The following is a 15,951-nucleotide window of genomic DNA, read 5'->3' on the forward strand; positions in this document are numbered from 1 at the left end:
TGGCGTCCGGTGGGCCAGTCGACCCACCGACCTGCATAGTAAGGGCTGCGGGCGGACGAGGTAAGCGGGCCTGGGGACCTGAGGTAGACGGGCCCGGGGACCTGACGTAGACGGGCCCGAGGACCTGCCGCCGTGGGCCCGTCCCGTCGCCCTCCACCGCCGGGCCGATGGCCGGATCGCCCCGGATGGACCGTGCACCGTCGTCGGTATGCTCGCCGCCATGCCGCCCTCCCCCTCGATGCGGCCCCCTGGGGCCGAGCCGCCCGTACGGGTTCGCGGTGACGCCTGCCCGGGAGCGCTGCGGCTGCACTCGGCCGCCGACGGGCACCTCGCCCGAGTGCGCATCCCCGCCGGAGATTTGACGGTACGTCAGGCAAGCGCGCTGGCCGACGCCGCGGACCGGCTCGGCGACGGGCACCTCTCCCTGACGTCCCGGGGGAACGTCGAACTCCGCGGTCTGCCGGACGACTGCGGCGCCCACCTCGCCGGCCTGCTCCGCGACGCCGGCCTGCTGCCCTCCGAACGTCACGAACGCATCCGCAACATCCTCGCCTCCCCGCTGGCCGGACTGGACCGGAACACCCCTGCTGACGTGCGGTTGTGGGCCCGGGAACTGGATGCGCTGCTCTGCGCGAGCGAGTCCGCGACCGCCCTGTCGGGCCGTTTCCTCTTCGTCCTCGACGACGGACGGGGGGACGTGGCGGCGCTCGGCGGGGATGTGAGCTTGGTCGCAGAACCGGGCGCCGGGGCGGCTTCCGGGGCGGCTTCCGCGCTGGCTTCCGCGCCGGCTTCCGCAGGACGGACCTCCTCGGGTGCCGGGGCGCTGCTGCGGGTCGGTGACGACCCGGCGGCGCTGCGGGTCGCCGGCCCGGACGCCCCGCGCGCCGCGCTCGTCGCCGCGGAGTCCTTCCTGGCCGCCGCCGGGGCGAGCGGCAGCGGTGCCTGGCGGGTCCGTGAACTCCCCGACGGACAGCGGCCGACGGCCCTGGACGTGGCGGAGGCGCTGCGGGCGGCGGGCATCGCGGCGGAGTACGTCGCGGGGGGCGCGGGGTGCGCCGCGGGGGACGCGGAGTGCGCCGCGGGGGACGCCGAGCGCGCCGCGGGGGACGCCGAGCGCGCCGGGGGAGCCCCGCGACCGCCCGCCGTCTACGCGGACTCCTCCGCCCCTGGGCTCGTCGAGGGACCCGACGGCCGCCACGCCCTGTCCGTCCTGGCGCCGCTGGGCCGGCTGAGCACCGCCCAGTGGCGGCTGCTCATCGCCACCGCCGCCGACCACGGGTCCGGCGAACTGCGCCTGACGCCCTGGCGGGGCATCGTCATTCCGGGGCTCTCGGGACTCCCGGCGCTGCCGGGACTGCGGGGACTGCCGGGGCTCTCGGGGCCGCCGGCAACCACGGCCGCCGATCGGATGGCCGCGCTGTCCGCCGCCGGCCTGGTCACCGACCCCGCCTCGCCCTGGCACCGCCTGGGTGCCTGCACCGGCCGCCCCGGCTGCGCCAAGTCCCTTACGGACGTACGCACCGACGCCACGACCGCGATCGAGGCGGGCGCCCCTCTTCCCGGCGCCTCGCTACCGGACACCTCCACACCGGTCACCCCCACACCGAGCCCCTCCGCACCGAGCGACCCTGCACCACCCGCCCCGTTCACCGTCCCCCGAGGGCTGCCCGTCCACTGGTCCGGCTGCGAACGCCGCTGCGGCCACCCCCACGGCACCTGGGTCGACGTCCTGGCGACGCCCGAGGGATACCGGGTCTCGGTCGTCCGCCCGTACGCACCAGCATCACCGGTCACGCGCGAAACGTCGCCCGCCCGCCCGTCCGCACCCCCGCCACCAGGCACACCAGCACCAGCACCAGCAACGCAAGAACCATCGGTCCCCCGGCCGTACGCACCACCAGTCACGCAAGAAACGAGGCCACAGTGACCGCGTTCGACTACGAGAAGGACGGTGCGGCGATCTACCGCCAGTCCTTCGCCACCATCCGCGCCGAGGCGGACCTCGCCGGCCTGCCCGCCGACGTCAGCCGGGTCGCGGTCCGCATGATCCACGCCTGCGGCATGGTCGACCTCGTACGCGATCTGGCCTTCACCCCCGATGTGGTGGCCAACGCCCGGAAGGCGTTGCAGGCCGGTGCGCCCATCCTGTGCGACGCCAACATGGTCGCCAGCGGCGTCACCCGCAAGCGGCTGCCGGCCGACAACGAGGTGGTGTGCACGCTCGCCGATCCGTCGGTGCCGGAGCTGGCGGCCAAGATGGGCACCACCCGCAGCGCCGCCGCGCTCGAACTGTGGCGGGACCGCATGGACGGCGCGGTGGTGGCGGTCGGCAATGCGCCCACCGCGCTCTTCCGCCTCCTGGAAATGATCGAGGAGGGCGCCCCGCGGCCCGCCGCCGTGCTCGGCATCCCCGTCGGCTTCATCGGCGCGGCGGAGTCCAAGGACGCGCTGATCGCCCACCCGTCGAAGCTGGACCACATCGTGGTGCGCGGGCGCCGGGGCGGCAGCGCCATGGCCGCGGCCGCCATCAACGCCATTGCGAGCGAGGAAGAATAAGCGTGAGCGAGCAGCAGGCACCCGGCACCGGTGCGCAGACGACCGGCCGCCTCTACGGCGTGGGCCTCGGCCCCGGCGACCCGTCCCTGATGACCGTACGGGCCGTACAGGTCATCGCCGAGGCCGACGTCATCGCGTACCACAGCGCCCGCCACGGACGCTCCATCGCGCGCTCGATAGCGGCCGGGCACCTCCGCCCCGACCACATCGAGGAGGCGCTGGTCTACCCGGTGACCACCGAGTCGACCGACCACCCCGGCGGCTACCGGGGCGCGCTGGACGAGTTCTACGAGGAGGCGGCTGCCCGTCTGGCCGTCCACCTCGACGCCGGCCGCACGGTCGCCGTCATCTCCGAGGGCGACCCGCTCTTCTACGGCTCCTACCAGCACATGCACAAGCGGCTGGCGCACCGCTACCCGACCGAGGTGATCCCCGGCGTCACGTCCATCAGCGCCGCCGCGGCCCGCCTGGGCAGGCCGCTGGCCGAGGCCGACGAGGTCCTGACGATCCTCCCCGGCACGCTCCCGGAGGAGGAGCTGACGGCCCGTCTCTCCTCGACCGACACCGCGGTCGTGATGAAGCTCGGCCGCACCTTCTCCACCGTCCGCGGCGCCATGGAACGCTCCGGGCGTCTGCCGGAGGCCCACTACGTCGAACGCGCCACGATGTCGGGCGAACGCACGGAGCCCCTGGCCGACATCGACGCCGACACCGTCCCCTACTTCTCCGTCGCCGTCGTCCCCAGCCGCATCGCCGCCCTCCCGACGGAGACCGCCGCGCCGGCGGTAGGCCCCGTGCCGACCGCGGCCGCAGAGGTCTCCCACGCGCCCGAGACCACCAACGCATCCACGCCCGGTGACGGTGAGGGTGAGGGTGAGGTCGTCGTCGTGGGAACCGGCCCGGCCGGCCCCCTCTGGCTCACCCCGGAGTCCCGCGGCGCCCTCGCCGCCGCCGAGGACCTGGTCGGCTACACCACCTACCTCGACCGCGTCCCGGTACGCCCCGGGCAGCGCCGCCACGCCTCGGACAACAAGGTCGAGTCCGAACGCGCCGAATTCGCCCTCGACCTGGCCCGCCGCGGCCGCCGGGTGGCCGTGGTCTCCGGCGGCGACCCGGGCGTTTTCGCGATGGCGACGGCAGTCCTGGAAGTGGCTTCCCAACCCCCCTACCGCTCCGTTCCGGTACGGGTCCTGCCCGGCGTCACCGCCGCCAACGCCGCCGCGGCGCGCGCCGGCGCCCCGCTCGGCCACGACTACGCGGTCATCTCGCTCTCCGACCGCCTCAAGCCCTGGGAGGTCATCGCCGACCGCCTCCGCGCCGCCGTCACCGCGGACCTGGCCCTGGCCCTCTACAACCCCGGCTCCCGCAGCCGCACCTGGCAGGTCGCCAAGGCCCGCGAACTCCTCCTCGAACACCGCGCCCCGGACACCCCGGTCATCCTCGCCCGCGACATCGGCGGCCCGGAGGAGTCCGTCCGCACCGTCCCCCTCGCCGACCTCGACCCCACCCAGGTCGACATGCGCACCCTCCTCATCGTGGGCTCGTCCCAGACAGAGGTGGTGCGACGCGACGACGGCACGCAGGTGGTGTGGACGCCGCGGCGGTATCCGGAGAAGTAGCGACTACGACGACGGCCTTTGGCCTGCCCTGCCTGCCAGGCCAGGGCGCGCCAAAGGCCGTCGCCGTTACGCGCGGGCGTCGGCCCGGCGTCACTTGGACCAGTAGGGGTCGCGCACATCCGCCGCATAGTCGGGTCCGCCGTTGGGCGCCTTGGGGAATTTGTCGCCTTCTTCTCCCTCAATTTCATCACCGTAACCGGGAGATATGGCGCCAACCCCAGCGGAGAGGGAAATGTTGTCGTAGCCACCCACCGAAAAATCAATAGTGCAGCCGTCTGGAGCCGTAGCGGAAAACGAAGGCCCCGCCGGGCGCATCTCGCCAACCTTGAACCCTGCACCCCTCCAATGCCCCGCGACGGCCTTCACCAGCTCGGTCAGCTTCGCCTTCGACACCTTGGTGCGCACATAGCGAGTCCTACCGACAGTCACTTCCCCATTGGCCGTATTCGTGAACGAATTCCTACCCTCTGATATTTTCGCTGGACCATCGCGCCATTTGAGCTTGGGACGTATCGCATCGAAAGTATCATCCAGAACAGCGTCGACCCTCTTGACAGCCTCATTCACATGCATTTTCGGCTCGGGGTCGTCTGCACTCAAGATCGAGCAGCCACTAGAGGCGCCAGAAGCCAGCACCACGGCGGCAACCACGAGGGCGAATTTTCGCAGGCGCATAACCTTTATCGCCCCTCCTCCAGGGAAACCTTTTCTGGATGGCCGACCACAATATTTCCCATATTGTCCAGCGATTCACGGTCGCGGTCATCATCAAAGTACATCGAATGAGACTTCCAAGGAATAGGGTACCCAGTGTCGTATCCGACACCGAATCGCCGCCCACCAAACTCCTCGCTGGCCGGATCCTGGCCAAAATGCAGTTCGCGCGGGTCCATGAGATGCCCTGCGATACCGAAGCTCTTCTCCAAATCAGAGGGAGTATGAGTAACCGGATCACTGTCCGCCGCACCTACCCAGACATGGTCCACACCCACCCCAAGCTGCTCGGCCCGCTGCGCTCCGGTCCCGGGACTGCCCACCAGGATGATGTCGTCCGCAGGGATTCCGCCTTCACACTGGGCAGCCTGCCCCACTGTGAACGACCCGTAACTGTGCCCAATGGCCGTTACATGAGGCCGGTCGCCTTGATGAGTCGCCTGAATGCCGTCCAGAAACTTTCCGTAGTCGGCACCCCCCTGCTTACCTCGCTCCTCACCCGCGACACCGAGGTCACTTTCACTGAACCTGTCCGTTCCCATCTGCGGGGCGTCATATCCTAGCCAGACAATGGAAGCCGTTTTCTGGTGCCCATTAGCCCTCTGCGCCGATTCCCAAACATTCATGGCGCGGTCCCCGTCCTCAAGCCCAACATCCCTGAGCTGAGTATTGAGCCCGGGCACATACGCGGCCACATTGTCTGCCGTATCGGGGTTTCCGTACGACAGGATGGCCCGGCCCTGTCCTTCTGGCCCGATACCGAGCAGCAGCGGTTCCGGTTCCTGCCCTGCTTCCCTCTCCAGGCGAGCTTTGATAGTCGAGAATCCCTCTTGTTTTCGAAGCTCACCTGGCGAAACGCGCGACCCCGGCGGATACATGGCGATCAGCCGGTCGAGATTGACGCGGTTCGCCTTGTCGCGGGTCTTCGCGGGGATGCCGTCGAGGTTGCCGATGACGCTCGGGTTGAGCGCCATCTGCTCCTCCTGCTCCTCCTTGCTCAGGCCGTTCCACCAGTCCCGGACCTTCTTCGGGTCCGTTCCCTTCGTGGGAGTTGATTCGAGGCCGACGGCCACGCCCGCAATCTTGGAGATGTCCGCGGCGTCCCGCTGCGACTCCAGGCCGTTCACGGAGAGACCACGGCCGACCCGCAGTCTCGCCAGGGCGACGCGGTAGCGGGCGTCTATCTCTGCGGCGCCGCGTAGGGCATCGAATATGTACGTTTCAAGGGAGCGCCGCTCCTGCTCCTTCGCCGGCGGTCCGGCATCAGGGTCTCCGGTGGGTATGTCACCTTCGTCGGCGTACATGACCTCTCCGGTCGGCGCCACCTCGTAGCCCTTGCTGGTGGCTTCGTCCAATGCCTGATGGAGCGTTTTCTGCTGCGCACGCAGCTCGGTGATGGCTCCGTCCAAGGTCGTCTCGATCAGTGCGCATTCCTGGCTGCTGAACTGGAAGTTCTCGTTCAGTCTGCGTATGCGCTTCTGTGCCTTGTCGGCTGCTTCCCCGGACCACTCATGACGCAACGGCCGGAGCATATGGGCGTCCACCCGGTCGTAATAGCCGCCAAGACGCCGGGCGATCTGCGCCCATTCGTCCTTGGCGCTTTCCAGTGCGGAGAAGCGGAGGTTCTGGAGGTCTCGTACGGTCAGGGTCATCCGGCATCACCCAAAGGGGCTGTCGAAGCGGGCTGCGCTCTGCATCGCGGGGCGGACCGAGACCGAGCTCCCAGCGGCAGGCCGGGTGAACGACTGGGCGGTTGCCTCGTCGTTCTTCTCGTAGTTGTCCGCGGAGTCCCGCAGGGAGCGGGCGATCTCGCCGCACTCCTTCCGGACGTCATTGAGCCGTTCATGCCAAGCCTGATGCGTTCGCATCAGCTCCTCGGCGAATTCGAACCCCTCCGTTTGCCCTGATACACCCTGGTGATGTGCGTTCAAGCCGCCGAGAGCAGTCCCTAAGCCGGCTTGCATCTCCTCGCCGTGGCCGGCGGCGGCACGCAGCACAGACGGATTGACTTTGCTGGTCGACAAAGTTCCCCCGATTCCCCGTTTTTGTTTGTTTTCCTGGACTCGCTAGGAAGCAGGTTCAAGCACTCCCCAGAGGTTGACGGCCTGCCACCCTACGCGATCGTTCCAGGGCACTGCTCAACAGCGCGATATCCGGCCAAACTTGCGCCGATCCGTCTTCACGGCGTTTATGAAGGCCGACCAAGCATCATGGGGGAAGAGCAGGATCGGGCCGGCCGGGTTCTTGCTGTCGCGGACGGGGATGGTGGCGGGGAGGCCGTCGGAGACCTCGATGCAGTTGTCCTCTCCGCCATCGCAGTAGCTGCTCTTGCGCCATACCGCACCAGCCAGGTTGGGCGTCGTCTTCATGGCCTGCTCTCCTCCACCAACTGCTCGATGAATGCCAAGGAGTTGCGGGGCGACAGCGCCGCGTCTCGCAGGTGATCGTAAGAGAGTCGGTAGCGCTGGACTTCGTCCGGCTCCTCGATCAGTTCGCCCGATCTGTTGCCTTCCAGGTAGGCAACAGCACTGTCATCCGCCATCCACAGGAGCGAGAGCGGGCCGCCCGACAAGCTTTGTACCCCCGCAGCGAACGGGAGCACCTGAATCGTGATGGTCGGGGCTTGGGCCGCGTCCGCGATCCGGGCCAGCTGGCCATGCCAGACCTCGGAGTCCAGCACCGGACGCCGTAGGGCCGCCTCGTCGAGGATGATCCGCAGGTTGGGAGAAGGTGTGCGACGTAACAGCTCCTGCCTGCCCAGACGGGCCGCAACGCTCTCCTCCAGTTCGTCAGCGCCTACGGGTGTCGGCGCCATCGACAGTGCGAGTCGGGCGAAACCCTCAGTCTGCAACAAGCCAGGAACGATCAACGAGTACTTGTGGATGATCGTGGCCTTGGCCTCGTATTGCATGAACGCCCGGTACTTGTCCTTGAACGCATCCAGCCGCGCCAACCTCCACAACCTCACCAGCAGCCCGCCCGTGCCGTACACGCGGTCCAGCGCCTCCATGACCGGCAGCTTCGAGAGGCGTTCGCCGGTCTCCAGGCGGTGGAGGTACGTGCGGTCGTAGTTGGTCTCCTCGGCCAGCTGGGCCAGCGACCGTCCGGACGCCTCGCGTAACCGGCGGAGTTCGCAAGCGAGGACCCAGCGCGCGGAATCCTCGCTCTCGGAATTCTTTTCGACCATCTTCGAACCCCCTGTTGTCCTTCCCTGCGACAACGCCGACTCTCTTTCGCGAGCGGCATGCGGGCCACAACCCTAGGACTGCACAAGGACATTGGCAGCCCAGTCAGGACTCGAACGGAGAAGGGGAAGAGTGGGAATGGCACAGAGTGGTTCGGCAGCCGAGCGGATTGAGGATGCCGAGCGGGCCCGGGAGGAGTTGCGGGCGGCGTTGAAAGGGGCGGGAATCACGCTGCCGTCGCTGTCGCTCGACGGGGTCTCGCTGGCCGGGGACTTTCCCCGGCCGCTGGTGGATCTGGGGCGCTGTACGCCGGACCTCGCGCGGCGGATCGCGGAGACGGTGCGGAAGGGCGCCCTGTGAAGGACGAGGGAGTCGATTCATCACCGACGTACGGCACGAAAGAGCCGTACGACGCGAATGCGGAAGACGGGGTGGCGACGGCGGAAGTCGTAGATCGCCGCCGGGCGGAATTGCAGGAGCGGGTTCGGGAAGCGAATCGATTCAGTGTGGCGAATGGGTTCAGTGCGGCGAATTGGTTCAGCCTGCTGCACCCGCCCGGTCGCTGAAAAGGCGCCGGAGCCATGTCACCGCCTCCGCCGGGTCCGCCGCCTCCGGTACGCCCTTCGGGACGGGCGGGCGGCGGACGATCACCACCGGCACGCCCGCCTCCCGCGCCGCGGTGAGTTTGGGGGCCGTGGCCGCCGCGCCGCTGTCCTTCGTGACGAGGGCGTCGATGCGGTGGGTGCGGAGCAGGGCGCGTTCGCCGTCGAGGGTGAAGGGGCCCCGGTCGAGCAGCACCTCCATACGGGGCGGATGCGGGGGCTCGGGCGGGTCCACGGAGCGGACCAGGAACCAGAGGTCGGTGAGGTGGGCGAAGTGGGCCAGGCCCATGCGGCCGGTGGTGAGGAACACCCGGGTGCCCAGGGCCGGCAGGGCCGCGGCGGCTTCGTCCAGGGAGGTGACCTGGTGCCAGGTGTCGTCGGGTCCCGGGACCCAGCCGGGTCGGCGGAGGGCGAGCAGGGGAACATGGGCGGTGGCGGCCGCTCGGGCCGCGTTGCGACTGATGGTGTCGGCGAAAGGATGGGTGGCGTCGATGAGCGCGTCCACCGCGTGCTCGCGCAGCCAGCGGGCGAGGCCCTCGGGGCCGCCGAATCCCCCGATGCGGACCTCCCCCACGGGCAGGCGCGGGGTGGCGACCCGGCCGGCGAGCGAGGTCGTCACGCGCAGGGACGGGTCCGGGGCCAGCGCGGCGGCGAGGCGGCGGGCCTCCGTCGTGCCGCCGAGGACGAGGACGTGGCGGGGCGGAGCGCCGGCTGCGTCGGCTGCGTCGGGCGTCGGCATGGGGTGTGGCTTCCTTCGTACGGGGTGTGGGTTCCGCTGTGGCTGAGGCGCAACCGCAGGGTACGGGGCCGGGCGAGCAGGGCGGGCAGCGTGAGCAGGGCGGTCAGGGCGGTCCGAAGGCCGCGGGAGGGCGGAGTGCGCAGCTCGCGCACACCGGGCTGCGGCACGGCTGGACGACCGGGGCGTGTGCGACGGCGGCGAGCACGGCCGCGTACACGGCGCTGCTGACGGGGGAGTTCCCGGACCCGGTGACGATCACGTTGCCGAAGGGGCAGACGCCGTCGTTCGCGCTGGCGGTGGAGGAGTGGGACGAGGAGAGCGGCGCCGCCATGGCCGGGGTGGTGAAGGACGCCGGGGACGATCCGGACGTGACGCACGGGGCGTTGATCCGGGCCAGGGTACGGGGGCTGGCGCCCGGGTCGGGCGTGGTGTTCAGGGCCGGGCCGGGCGTGGGGACGGTGACCCGGCCCGGATTGCCGCTGGAGGTGGGTGAGCCGGCCATCAACCCCGTGCCGCGGCAGATGATGCGGGAGCACCTGGCCGGGGTCGCCGAGCGGTACGGCCGTGGACGGGGGGCCGACGTGGAGGTGGAGATCTCCGTCGACCACGGGGAGGAGATCGCGCGCAGCACGTGGAATCCGCGGCTGGGGATCCTGGGTGGGCTGTCGATCCTGGGGACCACGGGGATCGTGGTGCCGTACTCGTGCTCGGCGTGGATCGACTCCATTCGGCGCGGGGTGGACGTGGCGCGTGCGGCGGGGCGTACGCATGTGGCCGGGTGTACGGGGTCGACGTCGGAGAAGGTCGCCGTCGCGCTGCACCATCTGCCCGAGGACGCGCTGCTGGACATGGGGGACTTCGCGGGAGCGGTGCTGAAGTACCTGCGGCGGCACCCCGTGGACCGGCTCACCATCTGCGGCGGGTTCGCCAAGCTGTCCAAACTGGCGGCCGGGCATCTGGACCTGCACTCGGCGCGGTCCCAGGTGGACAAGGGGTTCCTCGCGGAGCTGGCGCGGCGGGGCGGTGCGGACCGGGCGCTGGCGGAGGCGGTGGCGGTGGCCAACACCGGGCTGGCCGCGCTCCAGTTGTGTACGGCGGCCGGGGTGCCGCTGGGGGATCTGGTGGCGGCGACGGCCCGGGACGAGGCGCTGGCCGTGCTGCGGGGCGCGCCGGTCGCCGTCGACGTCATCTGCATCGACCGGGCGGGGATGGTGGTGGGGCGGGCCGAGCCGCGGGGGCCGTCGGCCGGGCGGCCGTGAACGCCGACAGCCGGTGAGGAGCCCATCGGCTCCTCACCGGCTGTCGTTCGGGGGTACTGGTCGTCGTCCCGCGACGGCGACCGGGGGGAGTGCTCCGGGATCAGTACCGGTAGTCGCTGTCCCGCATGTCGCTGTCGCGGTCGTCGCGGGAGTCACGCGAGTCACGTGAGTCACGACGGTCACGGGAGTCGCGGGAGTCGCGGGAGTCGCGGCGGTCCCGGGAGTCGCGGCGGTCGTCGTCGCGGTACCGGTCATCGTCGTCACTGGAGTAGCGGTCGTCACGCGCATCGCGGGAGTCACGCGAGTCACGACGGTCACGGGAGTCGCGGGAGTCGCGGCGGTCCCGGGAGTCGCGGCGGTCGTCGTCGCGGTACCGGTCGTCGTCCCGCGAGTAACGGCCGTTGTCCCGGGCGTAGCTGTCCTCGTCGTCGTAGCCGTAGTCGTCGTCGTCCCGCGGACGCGCCCGGTTCATCTCCCGCGAGGCGCGGTCGTTGTCGGAGTAACGGCCCTTGTCACGGCGGTCGTTGCGGCGGTCGTCACGGCGGTCGTCACGGTCGTTGTCCCGGTAGCCCATCCGGTCCGCCACGCAGTCGTCGCCATCGGTCAGGCGCCCGACCGCCGTACCGAGTGCACAGGCGGCGAGCCGTACCGGGTTGTCGTTCATCCACGCCGGCTGGTCCGAGTCGCGGGTGGGCGCGGGGTCGGTGTGCCGAACGTGGTCGGCCGGGGCGTAGGCGCCGGCAACGCCGCTGCCGAAGAGGGTCAGCAGGGCTGCGGCGGCGACCGATCCGGCGGCCAGTCTGGTGCGCATCGTGGCGTGCTCCTTTGTCCTGATGTCCAGAGTGTCGGTATTTCGGAGTCCTGTGAGTTTCGGACCTTCCTTACCGGCGCGGGACGATCGGATAACGGATATTCACCCCGATGGGGCAATATGATCAGTCAGATGTTGCAGGATGTGTGACCGTCAGTTATGCGTCGCAGGGCCCGTGCGACCGCTCCCGGTCGGCCGAGTACAGGTGGCTGTCCCGGAACTGCTCGGCGCCCAACGTGCGGCCGACCATGATCACGGCCGTCCGGACCACGCCCGCGGCCTTCACCTGGTCGGCGATGTCGGCCAGGGTGCCGCGCAGCACCAGCTCGTCGGGGCGGGAGGCCATGGCGACGACGGCGGCCGGGCAGTCGGCGCCGTAGTGCGGCAGGAGTTCGGCGACGACCCGGTCGACGTACATCGCGGCCAGGTGCAGGACGAGCAGCGCGCGGCTGCGGCCGAGGGTGGCGAGGTCCTCGCCCTCGGGCATGGGCGTGGCGCGCTGGGCGACGCGGGTGAGGATGACGGTCTGACCGACCGTGGGCACGGTCAGTTCGCGGTTGAGCGCGGCGGCCGCGGCGGCGAACGCGGGGACGCCGGGCACCACGTCGTACGGCACCCCGGCCGCGTCCAGGCGGCGCATCTGCTCGGCGACCGCGCTGAAGACCGAGGGGTCGCCGGAGTGCAGCCGGGCGACGTCATGGCCTTCCTCGTGGGCGCGGACCATCTCGGCGGTGATGGTGTCGAGGTCCAGCTGCGCGGTGTCGACGAGCCGGGCGCCGGGCGGGCACTCGGCGAGCAGTTCGCGCGGCACCAGGCTGCCGGCGTAGAGACAGACTCCGCAGGAGGCGAGCGTGCGGGCGCCGCGGACGGTGATCAGGTCGGCGGCGCCGGGGCCCGCGCCGATGAAGTGGACGGTCATGGTCGAGGGGCTCCTGGGAAGGGCGGACGGGACGGGAGGGGCGGCCGGGTGCAGGGCGGACGGGACGGGAGGGCGGTCGGGAGGGGGCGGTCGGCCCGGGCGGCCAACCGGCCGTCGGCCCGGGCGGCTAACCGGCCGTTGACGGCTTCACCGCGGCCCACTGGGTGACCGGCATCGCCTGCCGCCAGCCCGTGAAGCCGCCGACCGGTACCGCGTGCGCGACCGCCAGACGGACCAGTTCGCCGCCGTGCCGCCGGTACCAGTCGGCGAGCAGCGCCTCGGACTCCAGCGTCACGGTGTTGGCGACGAGGCGACCGCCCGGCGGCAGCGCCTCCCAGCAGGCGGGCAGCAGGCCGGGGGCGGTCAGGCCGCCGCCGATGAACACCGCATCCGGCGTCGGCAGGCCCGCCAGTGCGGTGGGCGCGGGGCCCTGGACCACATGCAGCGCCGGTACGCCGAGCCGGCGGGCGTTGCGGCCGATCCGCTCGGCCCGTACGGGGTCGCGCTCGACGCTGACGGCACGGCAGCTGCGGTGCGCACGCAGCCATTCGACGGCGATGGAGCCGGAGCCGCCGCCGATGTCCCACAGGAGTTCGCCGGGGGCCGGGGCCAGCGCGGCGAGCGTGGCGGCGCGGACATGGCGCTTGGTGAGCTGGCCGTCGTGCTCGTAGGCGGTGTCGGGGAGGCCGGGGACGGTGGACAGCGGCGGGGTGTCGGGCGCGCGGACGCACTCCAGGGCGATGACGTTGAGGGGGTCGGCGGGCGGTGCGGCCCAGTCGGCGGCGGTCCCCTCGACCGTCCGCTCGCCGTCGCCGCCGAGCTGTTCCAGGACGCGCATCCGGGTGGGGCCGAAGCCGTGGGCGCGCAGCAGGGCGGCGACCTCGGCGGGGGTGCCGGCTCCGGCGGAGAGGACCAGCAGGCGGTGGCCGTCGTACAGGGCACGGGCGAGGTTCTCGGCGGGCCGTCCGACGAGGGTGACCACCTCGGTCTCCTCGACCGGCCAGCCGAGGCGGGCGCAGGCGTAGGAGACGGCGGAGGGGTGCGGGAGGATCCGCAGCGGGGGGCGGCCGTCCGCCAGCACCTCGGTCAGCGTCCGCCCGATCCCGTAGAACATCGGGTCGCCGCTGGCCAGGACGCACACCCGGCGGCCGGCGTGCTCGGCGAGCAGCCCGCGGACGGCGGGGCGCAGCGGGGAGGGCCACGGCGTGCGGTCCCCGGCGCACTCCGCGGGCAGCAGCGCCAGCTGGCGGGCGCCGCCGATCAGCACCTCGGCGTCGCGCAGGACGCGCTGGGAGGCGGCCGGCAGTCCGTCCCATCCGTCGGCTCCGATGCCGACGACGGCAACGGGTTCCGGAGCGGCCGGGGCCGGTGGTGCGGGGCTCACTGCCGATTACCTCTTACCTCGAAGCGGGCTCGGTGACGGGAGCCGAACTCTACTGACCGGGAGGTCCGGGCCCACGACCGGGACGGGCCCGGCCGCCCCCGCCCCACCCTCCGCAAGGTTTCCGCAAGGGTGCGGCAAGGCTTTCGTCCGGGTGTCCGGGCACTTCCCTGGTGGCGGGCTGTCATGGGCGGCAGCTCCGGGCAAGGTCGACATCGAGCAGACATGGGGGATGCCATGACGGCATTGCGAGTGTGCGAAGGCGAGCAACACCAATTACGGGAGTGGTTGACGCTCACGGGACGCAAACGGGTCCTGGTCGTCGCGCACACCGTCGCGTACGGGAAGCGGCTGGCGGAGGTCTGCTCGCTGCTGGAGTCGGACCTCCGGGTCCAGGTGGTGTTCAGCGCCCCGCCGCACCCGTTCGGGGACGGGGTGGCGCGGCTGTTGGAGCAGCTGGGCAGCGCCGTGTTGCCCTGGGAGGACGCGGTGCGGATGGAGTTCGACCTGGCGCTGGCGGCCGGGCCGCGCGAGCTGGAGAAGGTGCGGGCACCGCTGATCCTGCTGCCGCACGGCGCCAACTTCCTCAAGCGGGTCACCGAGGGGGCCGACACCCGGGTGGCCGGGCTGGGCCGGCAGGACATCGTCCCGGAGGGGCGGGCGCTGCCCGCCGCGGTGGTGCTGCCGCACCGGGACGACCTCGACGGGCTGGCGCACTCCTGCCCGGAGGCGCTGCCGGTCGCCTCGGTGGTGGGCGACCCGGTGCACGACCGGATGGTGGCCAGCCTGCCCCGGCGCGGCACCTACCGCCGTGCGCTGGGGCTGGCCAAGGGGCAGCGGCTCACCGCCGTCGTCTCCACCTGGGGGACCCGCTCGTCGTTCGGGGCGATCGAGGCGCTGCTGCCACGGCTGTGGGAGTTGGTGGGCCGCAACCGCCGGGTGGCGCTGCTGGTGCACCCCAACGTCTGGTCGGGGCACGGCGCCCGGCAGGTGCGGGCCTGGCTGGCGCAGTGCGCACAGCGCGGCATCGCGGTGGTGCCGCCGGAGGCGGACTGGCGGACGGTGCTGATCGCGGCGGACGCGATCATCGGGGACCACGGTTCGGTGACCCTCTACGGGACGCTGACCAAGGCGCCGATCCTGTTGGCCGCCTCGCCCGAGCAGGAGATCAACCCCGCCTCACCGGCCGCCGCGCTGGCCCGGACGGCCCCCGCGCTGTCGCCGGCCCATCCCCTCAGGAGCCAACTGGCGTACGCGGCCACCGAGTACCACCGGCACCAGCGGGAGGAGTACGCGACGATCGCCGCGCGGATCACCTCCGAGCCCGGCCGGTTCAGCCGGAACATGCGCCGGCTGCTCTACCGGCTGCTCGGCCTCGGCCAGCCCGCGCACCCCGCGCCCACCCCGACCCTGCCGCCGCCCCCGCCCCTGGCGTCCTGGGCGGCGACACCGCACGGCAGGTACGGCGCGGACACCGGGACGGGGGTGTCGGCATGACGCGGGTGCCGCCCACGGCGGCGCTCTGGGGCGTCCGGGGGCTGCGGCGGGTCCGGGTGCTGCCGGGCGGGGCGGTCGGGGCCGGGGCCCCGCTCGCGGTCGCCGTGTCAGTGGCGGGCTCCGCGGACGCCGTCGGCTCGGTCCCGGGCTCCGCGGACGCCGTCGGCTCGGTCCCGGGCTCCGCGGACGCCGTCGGCTCGGTCCCGGCGTGTGCCTGGTTCGGCGGGAACTGGACCGGCGGGCACGGCGCGGTGCCCGCCGGCGCCGACGAGCACTTCGCGGTCGACGCCGAACGCTGCACCGAGGAGCGCTGGCTGGCCTGCGCCGACGTGCTGCACGGCAGCCGCCCGTGGCCGGCCGAGAGCGCGGTCGGCTGGGTGCGGGACGTGCTGTGCCGGTACACCGGGTGCCGGCTCGCCGGGCTGCCGCTCATCGGGGGCGGCTGGGCCGTCGCGGAGCGCCTCGGGCACTGCCGGATGCTGCGGTCGGCGTTCCTGCGGCCGGCCCTGCCCCGGCCCGGCCGGGCGCGGGCGGCCTGGGAGTACTCCCTGATGGCGTCGTGCCTGTACGGGCTGGTGGTGACCGGGCACCCGCCGGAGGAGCTGCTGCCGCTCACGGTGCTGACGCTCGCCCCGTCACCGGTGGCCGAAACCTGCTCCTGACATACCG

General features: G+C 71.7%; 16 protein-coding genes. 7 read left to right on the forward strand and 9 right to left on the reverse strand.

Annotated features, from left to right (window positions below; genetic code table 11):
* The first annotated feature begins 220 nt into the window (after positions 1-220).
* The 3 genes from AB0C96_RS22045 to AB0C96_RS22055 are packed head-to-tail and all read left to right on the forward strand — an operon-like array spanning position 221 to position 4,175.
* Positions 221-1,927: a cobalamin biosynthesis protein CobG gene (locus AB0C96_RS22045; RefSeq protein ID WP_362919379.1), complete on the forward strand. Its 1,707-nt coding sequence runs from the start codon at positions 221-223 to the stop codon at positions 1,925-1,927.
* Positions 1,924-2,556: a precorrin-8X methylmutase gene (locus AB0C96_RS22050; protein WP_362919380.1), complete on the forward strand. Its 633-nt coding sequence runs from the start codon at positions 1,924-1,926 to the stop codon at positions 2,554-2,556. Before AB0C96_RS22045 ends, AB0C96_RS22050 begins: the two co-directional genes overlap by 4 nt.
* Positions 2,553-4,175, forward strand: a complete 1,623-nt coding sequence (locus AB0C96_RS22055) for a precorrin-2 C(20)-methyltransferase (RefSeq protein WP_362919417.1) — start codon at positions 2,553-2,555, stop codon at positions 4,173-4,175. The genes AB0C96_RS22050 and AB0C96_RS22055 overlap by 4 nt, the downstream gene beginning before the upstream one ends.
* Before the next feature lie 90 nt (positions 4,176-4,265).
* On the opposite strand, the gene AB0C96_RS22060 is transcribed toward AB0C96_RS22055, so the two are convergent.
* From AB0C96_RS22060 to AB0C96_RS22080, 5 genes are all read right to left on the reverse strand, one after another.
* Complete coding sequence (locus tag AB0C96_RS22060) at positions 4,266-4,850, reverse strand: hypothetical protein (RefSeq protein WP_362919381.1); 585 nt, start codon at positions 4,848-4,850, stop codon at positions 4,266-4,268.
* A 5-nt stretch (positions 4,851-4,855) separates the two neighbouring features.
* Complete coding sequence (locus AB0C96_RS22065; protein WP_362919382.1) at positions 4,856-6,541, reverse strand: alpha/beta hydrolase; 1,686 nt, start codon at positions 6,539-6,541, stop codon at positions 4,856-4,858.
* Between the two features lie 6 nt (positions 6,542-6,547).
* Complete coding sequence (locus AB0C96_RS22070; RefSeq protein ID WP_362919383.1) at positions 6,548-6,913, reverse strand: type VII secretion target; 366 nt, start codon at positions 6,911-6,913, stop codon at positions 6,548-6,550.
* 114 nt (positions 6,914-7,027) lie between these two features.
* The gene (locus tag AB0C96_RS22075) at positions 7,028-7,258 is read right to left on the reverse strand and encodes a DUF397 domain-containing protein (RefSeq protein ID WP_362919384.1); all 231 of its coding nucleotides are present in this window, start codon (positions 7,256-7,258) and stop codon (positions 7,028-7,030) included.
* Positions 7,255-8,076 (reverse strand): helix-turn-helix transcriptional regulator, encoded by an 822-nt coding sequence (locus AB0C96_RS22080; protein WP_362919385.1) that lies wholly within the window; start codon positions 8,074-8,076, stop codon positions 7,255-7,257. The genes AB0C96_RS22075 and AB0C96_RS22080 overlap by 4 nt, the downstream gene beginning before the upstream one ends.
* Positions 8,077-8,212: 136 nt before the next feature.
* On the opposite strand from AB0C96_RS22080, the gene AB0C96_RS22085 reads away from it, so the two are divergent.
* Positions 8,213-8,434, forward strand: coding sequence for a hypothetical protein (locus AB0C96_RS22085; protein ID WP_362919386.1), 222 nt, complete (start codon positions 8,213-8,215; stop codon positions 8,432-8,434).
* A gap of 177 nt (positions 8,435-8,611) precedes the next feature.
* Here the strand turns inward: AB0C96_RS22085 and AB0C96_RS22090 are convergent, their stop codons facing one another.
* Positions 8,612-9,415 carry a cobalt-precorrin-6A reductase gene (locus AB0C96_RS22090; protein ID WP_362919387.1) on the reverse strand — a complete coding sequence of 268 codons (804 nt, stop codon included), beginning with the start codon at positions 9,413-9,415 and terminating at the stop codon, positions 8,612-8,614.
* 158 nt (positions 9,416-9,573) lie between these two features.
* Here AB0C96_RS22090 and AB0C96_RS22095 point away from each other — a divergent pair, with 158 nt between their 5' ends.
* Complete coding sequence (locus tag AB0C96_RS22095; protein ID WP_362919418.1) at positions 9,574-10,674, forward strand: cobalt-precorrin-5B (C(1))-methyltransferase; 1,101 nt, start codon at positions 9,574-9,576, stop codon at positions 10,672-10,674.
* A 100-nt stretch (positions 10,675-10,774) separates the two neighbouring features.
* Here AB0C96_RS22095 and AB0C96_RS22100 read toward each other — a convergent pair whose 3' ends face one another.
* From AB0C96_RS22100 to cbiE, 3 genes are all read right to left on the reverse strand, one after another.
* Positions 10,775-11,485, reverse strand: a complete 711-nt coding sequence (locus tag AB0C96_RS22100) for a hypothetical protein (RefSeq protein ID WP_362919388.1) — start codon at positions 11,483-11,485, stop codon at positions 10,775-10,777.
* Between the two features lie 157 nt (positions 11,486-11,642).
* Positions 11,643-12,404 carry a precorrin-4 C(11)-methyltransferase gene (cobM, locus tag AB0C96_RS22105; protein ID WP_362919389.1) on the reverse strand — a complete coding sequence of 254 codons (762 nt, stop codon included), beginning with the start codon at positions 12,402-12,404 and terminating at the stop codon, positions 11,643-11,645.
* Positions 12,405-12,531: 127 nt separating this feature from the next.
* On the reverse strand, positions 12,532-13,788 hold the full coding sequence (gene cbiE / locus AB0C96_RS22110; RefSeq protein WP_362919390.1) for a precorrin-6y C5,15-methyltransferase (decarboxylating) subunit CbiE: 1,257 nt from the start codon (positions 13,786-13,788) through the stop codon (positions 12,532-12,534).
* Positions 13,789-14,022: 234 nt separating this feature from the next.
* Between cbiE and AB0C96_RS22115 the strand changes: the two genes are divergently transcribed.
* Together AB0C96_RS22115 and AB0C96_RS22120 are read left to right on the forward strand one after the other, a co-directional pair.
* Positions 14,023-15,282 (forward strand): hypothetical protein, encoded by a 1,260-nt coding sequence (locus AB0C96_RS22115; RefSeq protein WP_362919391.1) that lies wholly within the window; start codon positions 14,023-14,025, stop codon positions 15,280-15,282.
* Positions 15,279-15,944, forward strand: coding sequence for a hypothetical protein (locus AB0C96_RS22120; RefSeq protein ID WP_362919392.1), 666 nt, complete (start codon positions 15,279-15,281; stop codon positions 15,942-15,944). Before AB0C96_RS22115 ends, AB0C96_RS22120 begins: the two co-directional genes overlap by 4 nt.
* The last annotated feature ends 7 nt before the right edge of the window (positions 15,945-15,951 follow it).

The sequence above is a fragment of the Streptomyces sp. NPDC048506 genome, assembly GCF_040651315.1.
Taxonomy (GTDB): Bacteria; Actinomycetota; Actinomycetes; order Streptomycetales; family Streptomycetaceae; genus Streptomyces.

Coding starts and splice junctions, on each gene's coding strand:
- AB0C96_RS22045 (WP_362919379.1), top strand. CDS start 221: ATGCCGCCCTCCCCCTCGATGCGGCCCCCTGGGGCCGAGCCGCCCGTA.
- AB0C96_RS22060 (WP_362919381.1), bottom strand. CDS start 4,850: ATGCGCCTGCGAAAATTCGCCCTCGTGGTTGCCGCCGTGGTGCTGGCT.
- AB0C96_RS22065 (WP_362919382.1), bottom strand. CDS start 6,541: ATGACCCTGACCGTACGAGACCTCCAGAACCTCCGCTTCTCCGCACTG.
- AB0C96_RS22075 (WP_362919384.1), bottom strand. CDS start 7,258: ATGAAGACGACGCCCAACCTGGCTGGTGCGGTATGGCGCAAGAGCAGC.
- AB0C96_RS22080 (WP_362919385.1), bottom strand. CDS start 8,076: ATGGTCGAAAAGAATTCCGAGAGCGAGGATTCCGCGCGCTGGGTCCTC.
- AB0C96_RS22085 (WP_362919386.1), top strand. CDS start 8,213: ATGGCACAGAGTGGTTCGGCAGCCGAGCGGATTGAGGATGCCGAGCGG.
- AB0C96_RS22090 (WP_362919387.1), bottom strand. CDS start 9,415: ATGCCGACGCCCGACGCAGCCGACGCAGCCGGCGCTCCGCCCCGCCAC.
- AB0C96_RS22100 (WP_362919388.1), bottom strand. CDS start 11,485: ATGCGCACCAGACTGGCCGCCGGATCGGTCGCCGCCGCAGCCCTGCTG.
- cobM (WP_362919389.1), bottom strand. CDS start 12,404: ATGACCGTCCACTTCATCGGCGCGGGCCCCGGCGCCGCCGACCTGATC.
- AB0C96_RS22115 (WP_362919391.1), top strand. CDS start 14,023: ATGACGGCATTGCGAGTGTGCGAAGGCGAGCAACACCAATTACGGGAG.
- AB0C96_RS22120 (WP_362919392.1), top strand. CDS start 15,279: ATGACGCGGGTGCCGCCCACGGCGGCGCTCTGGGGCGTCCGGGGGCTG.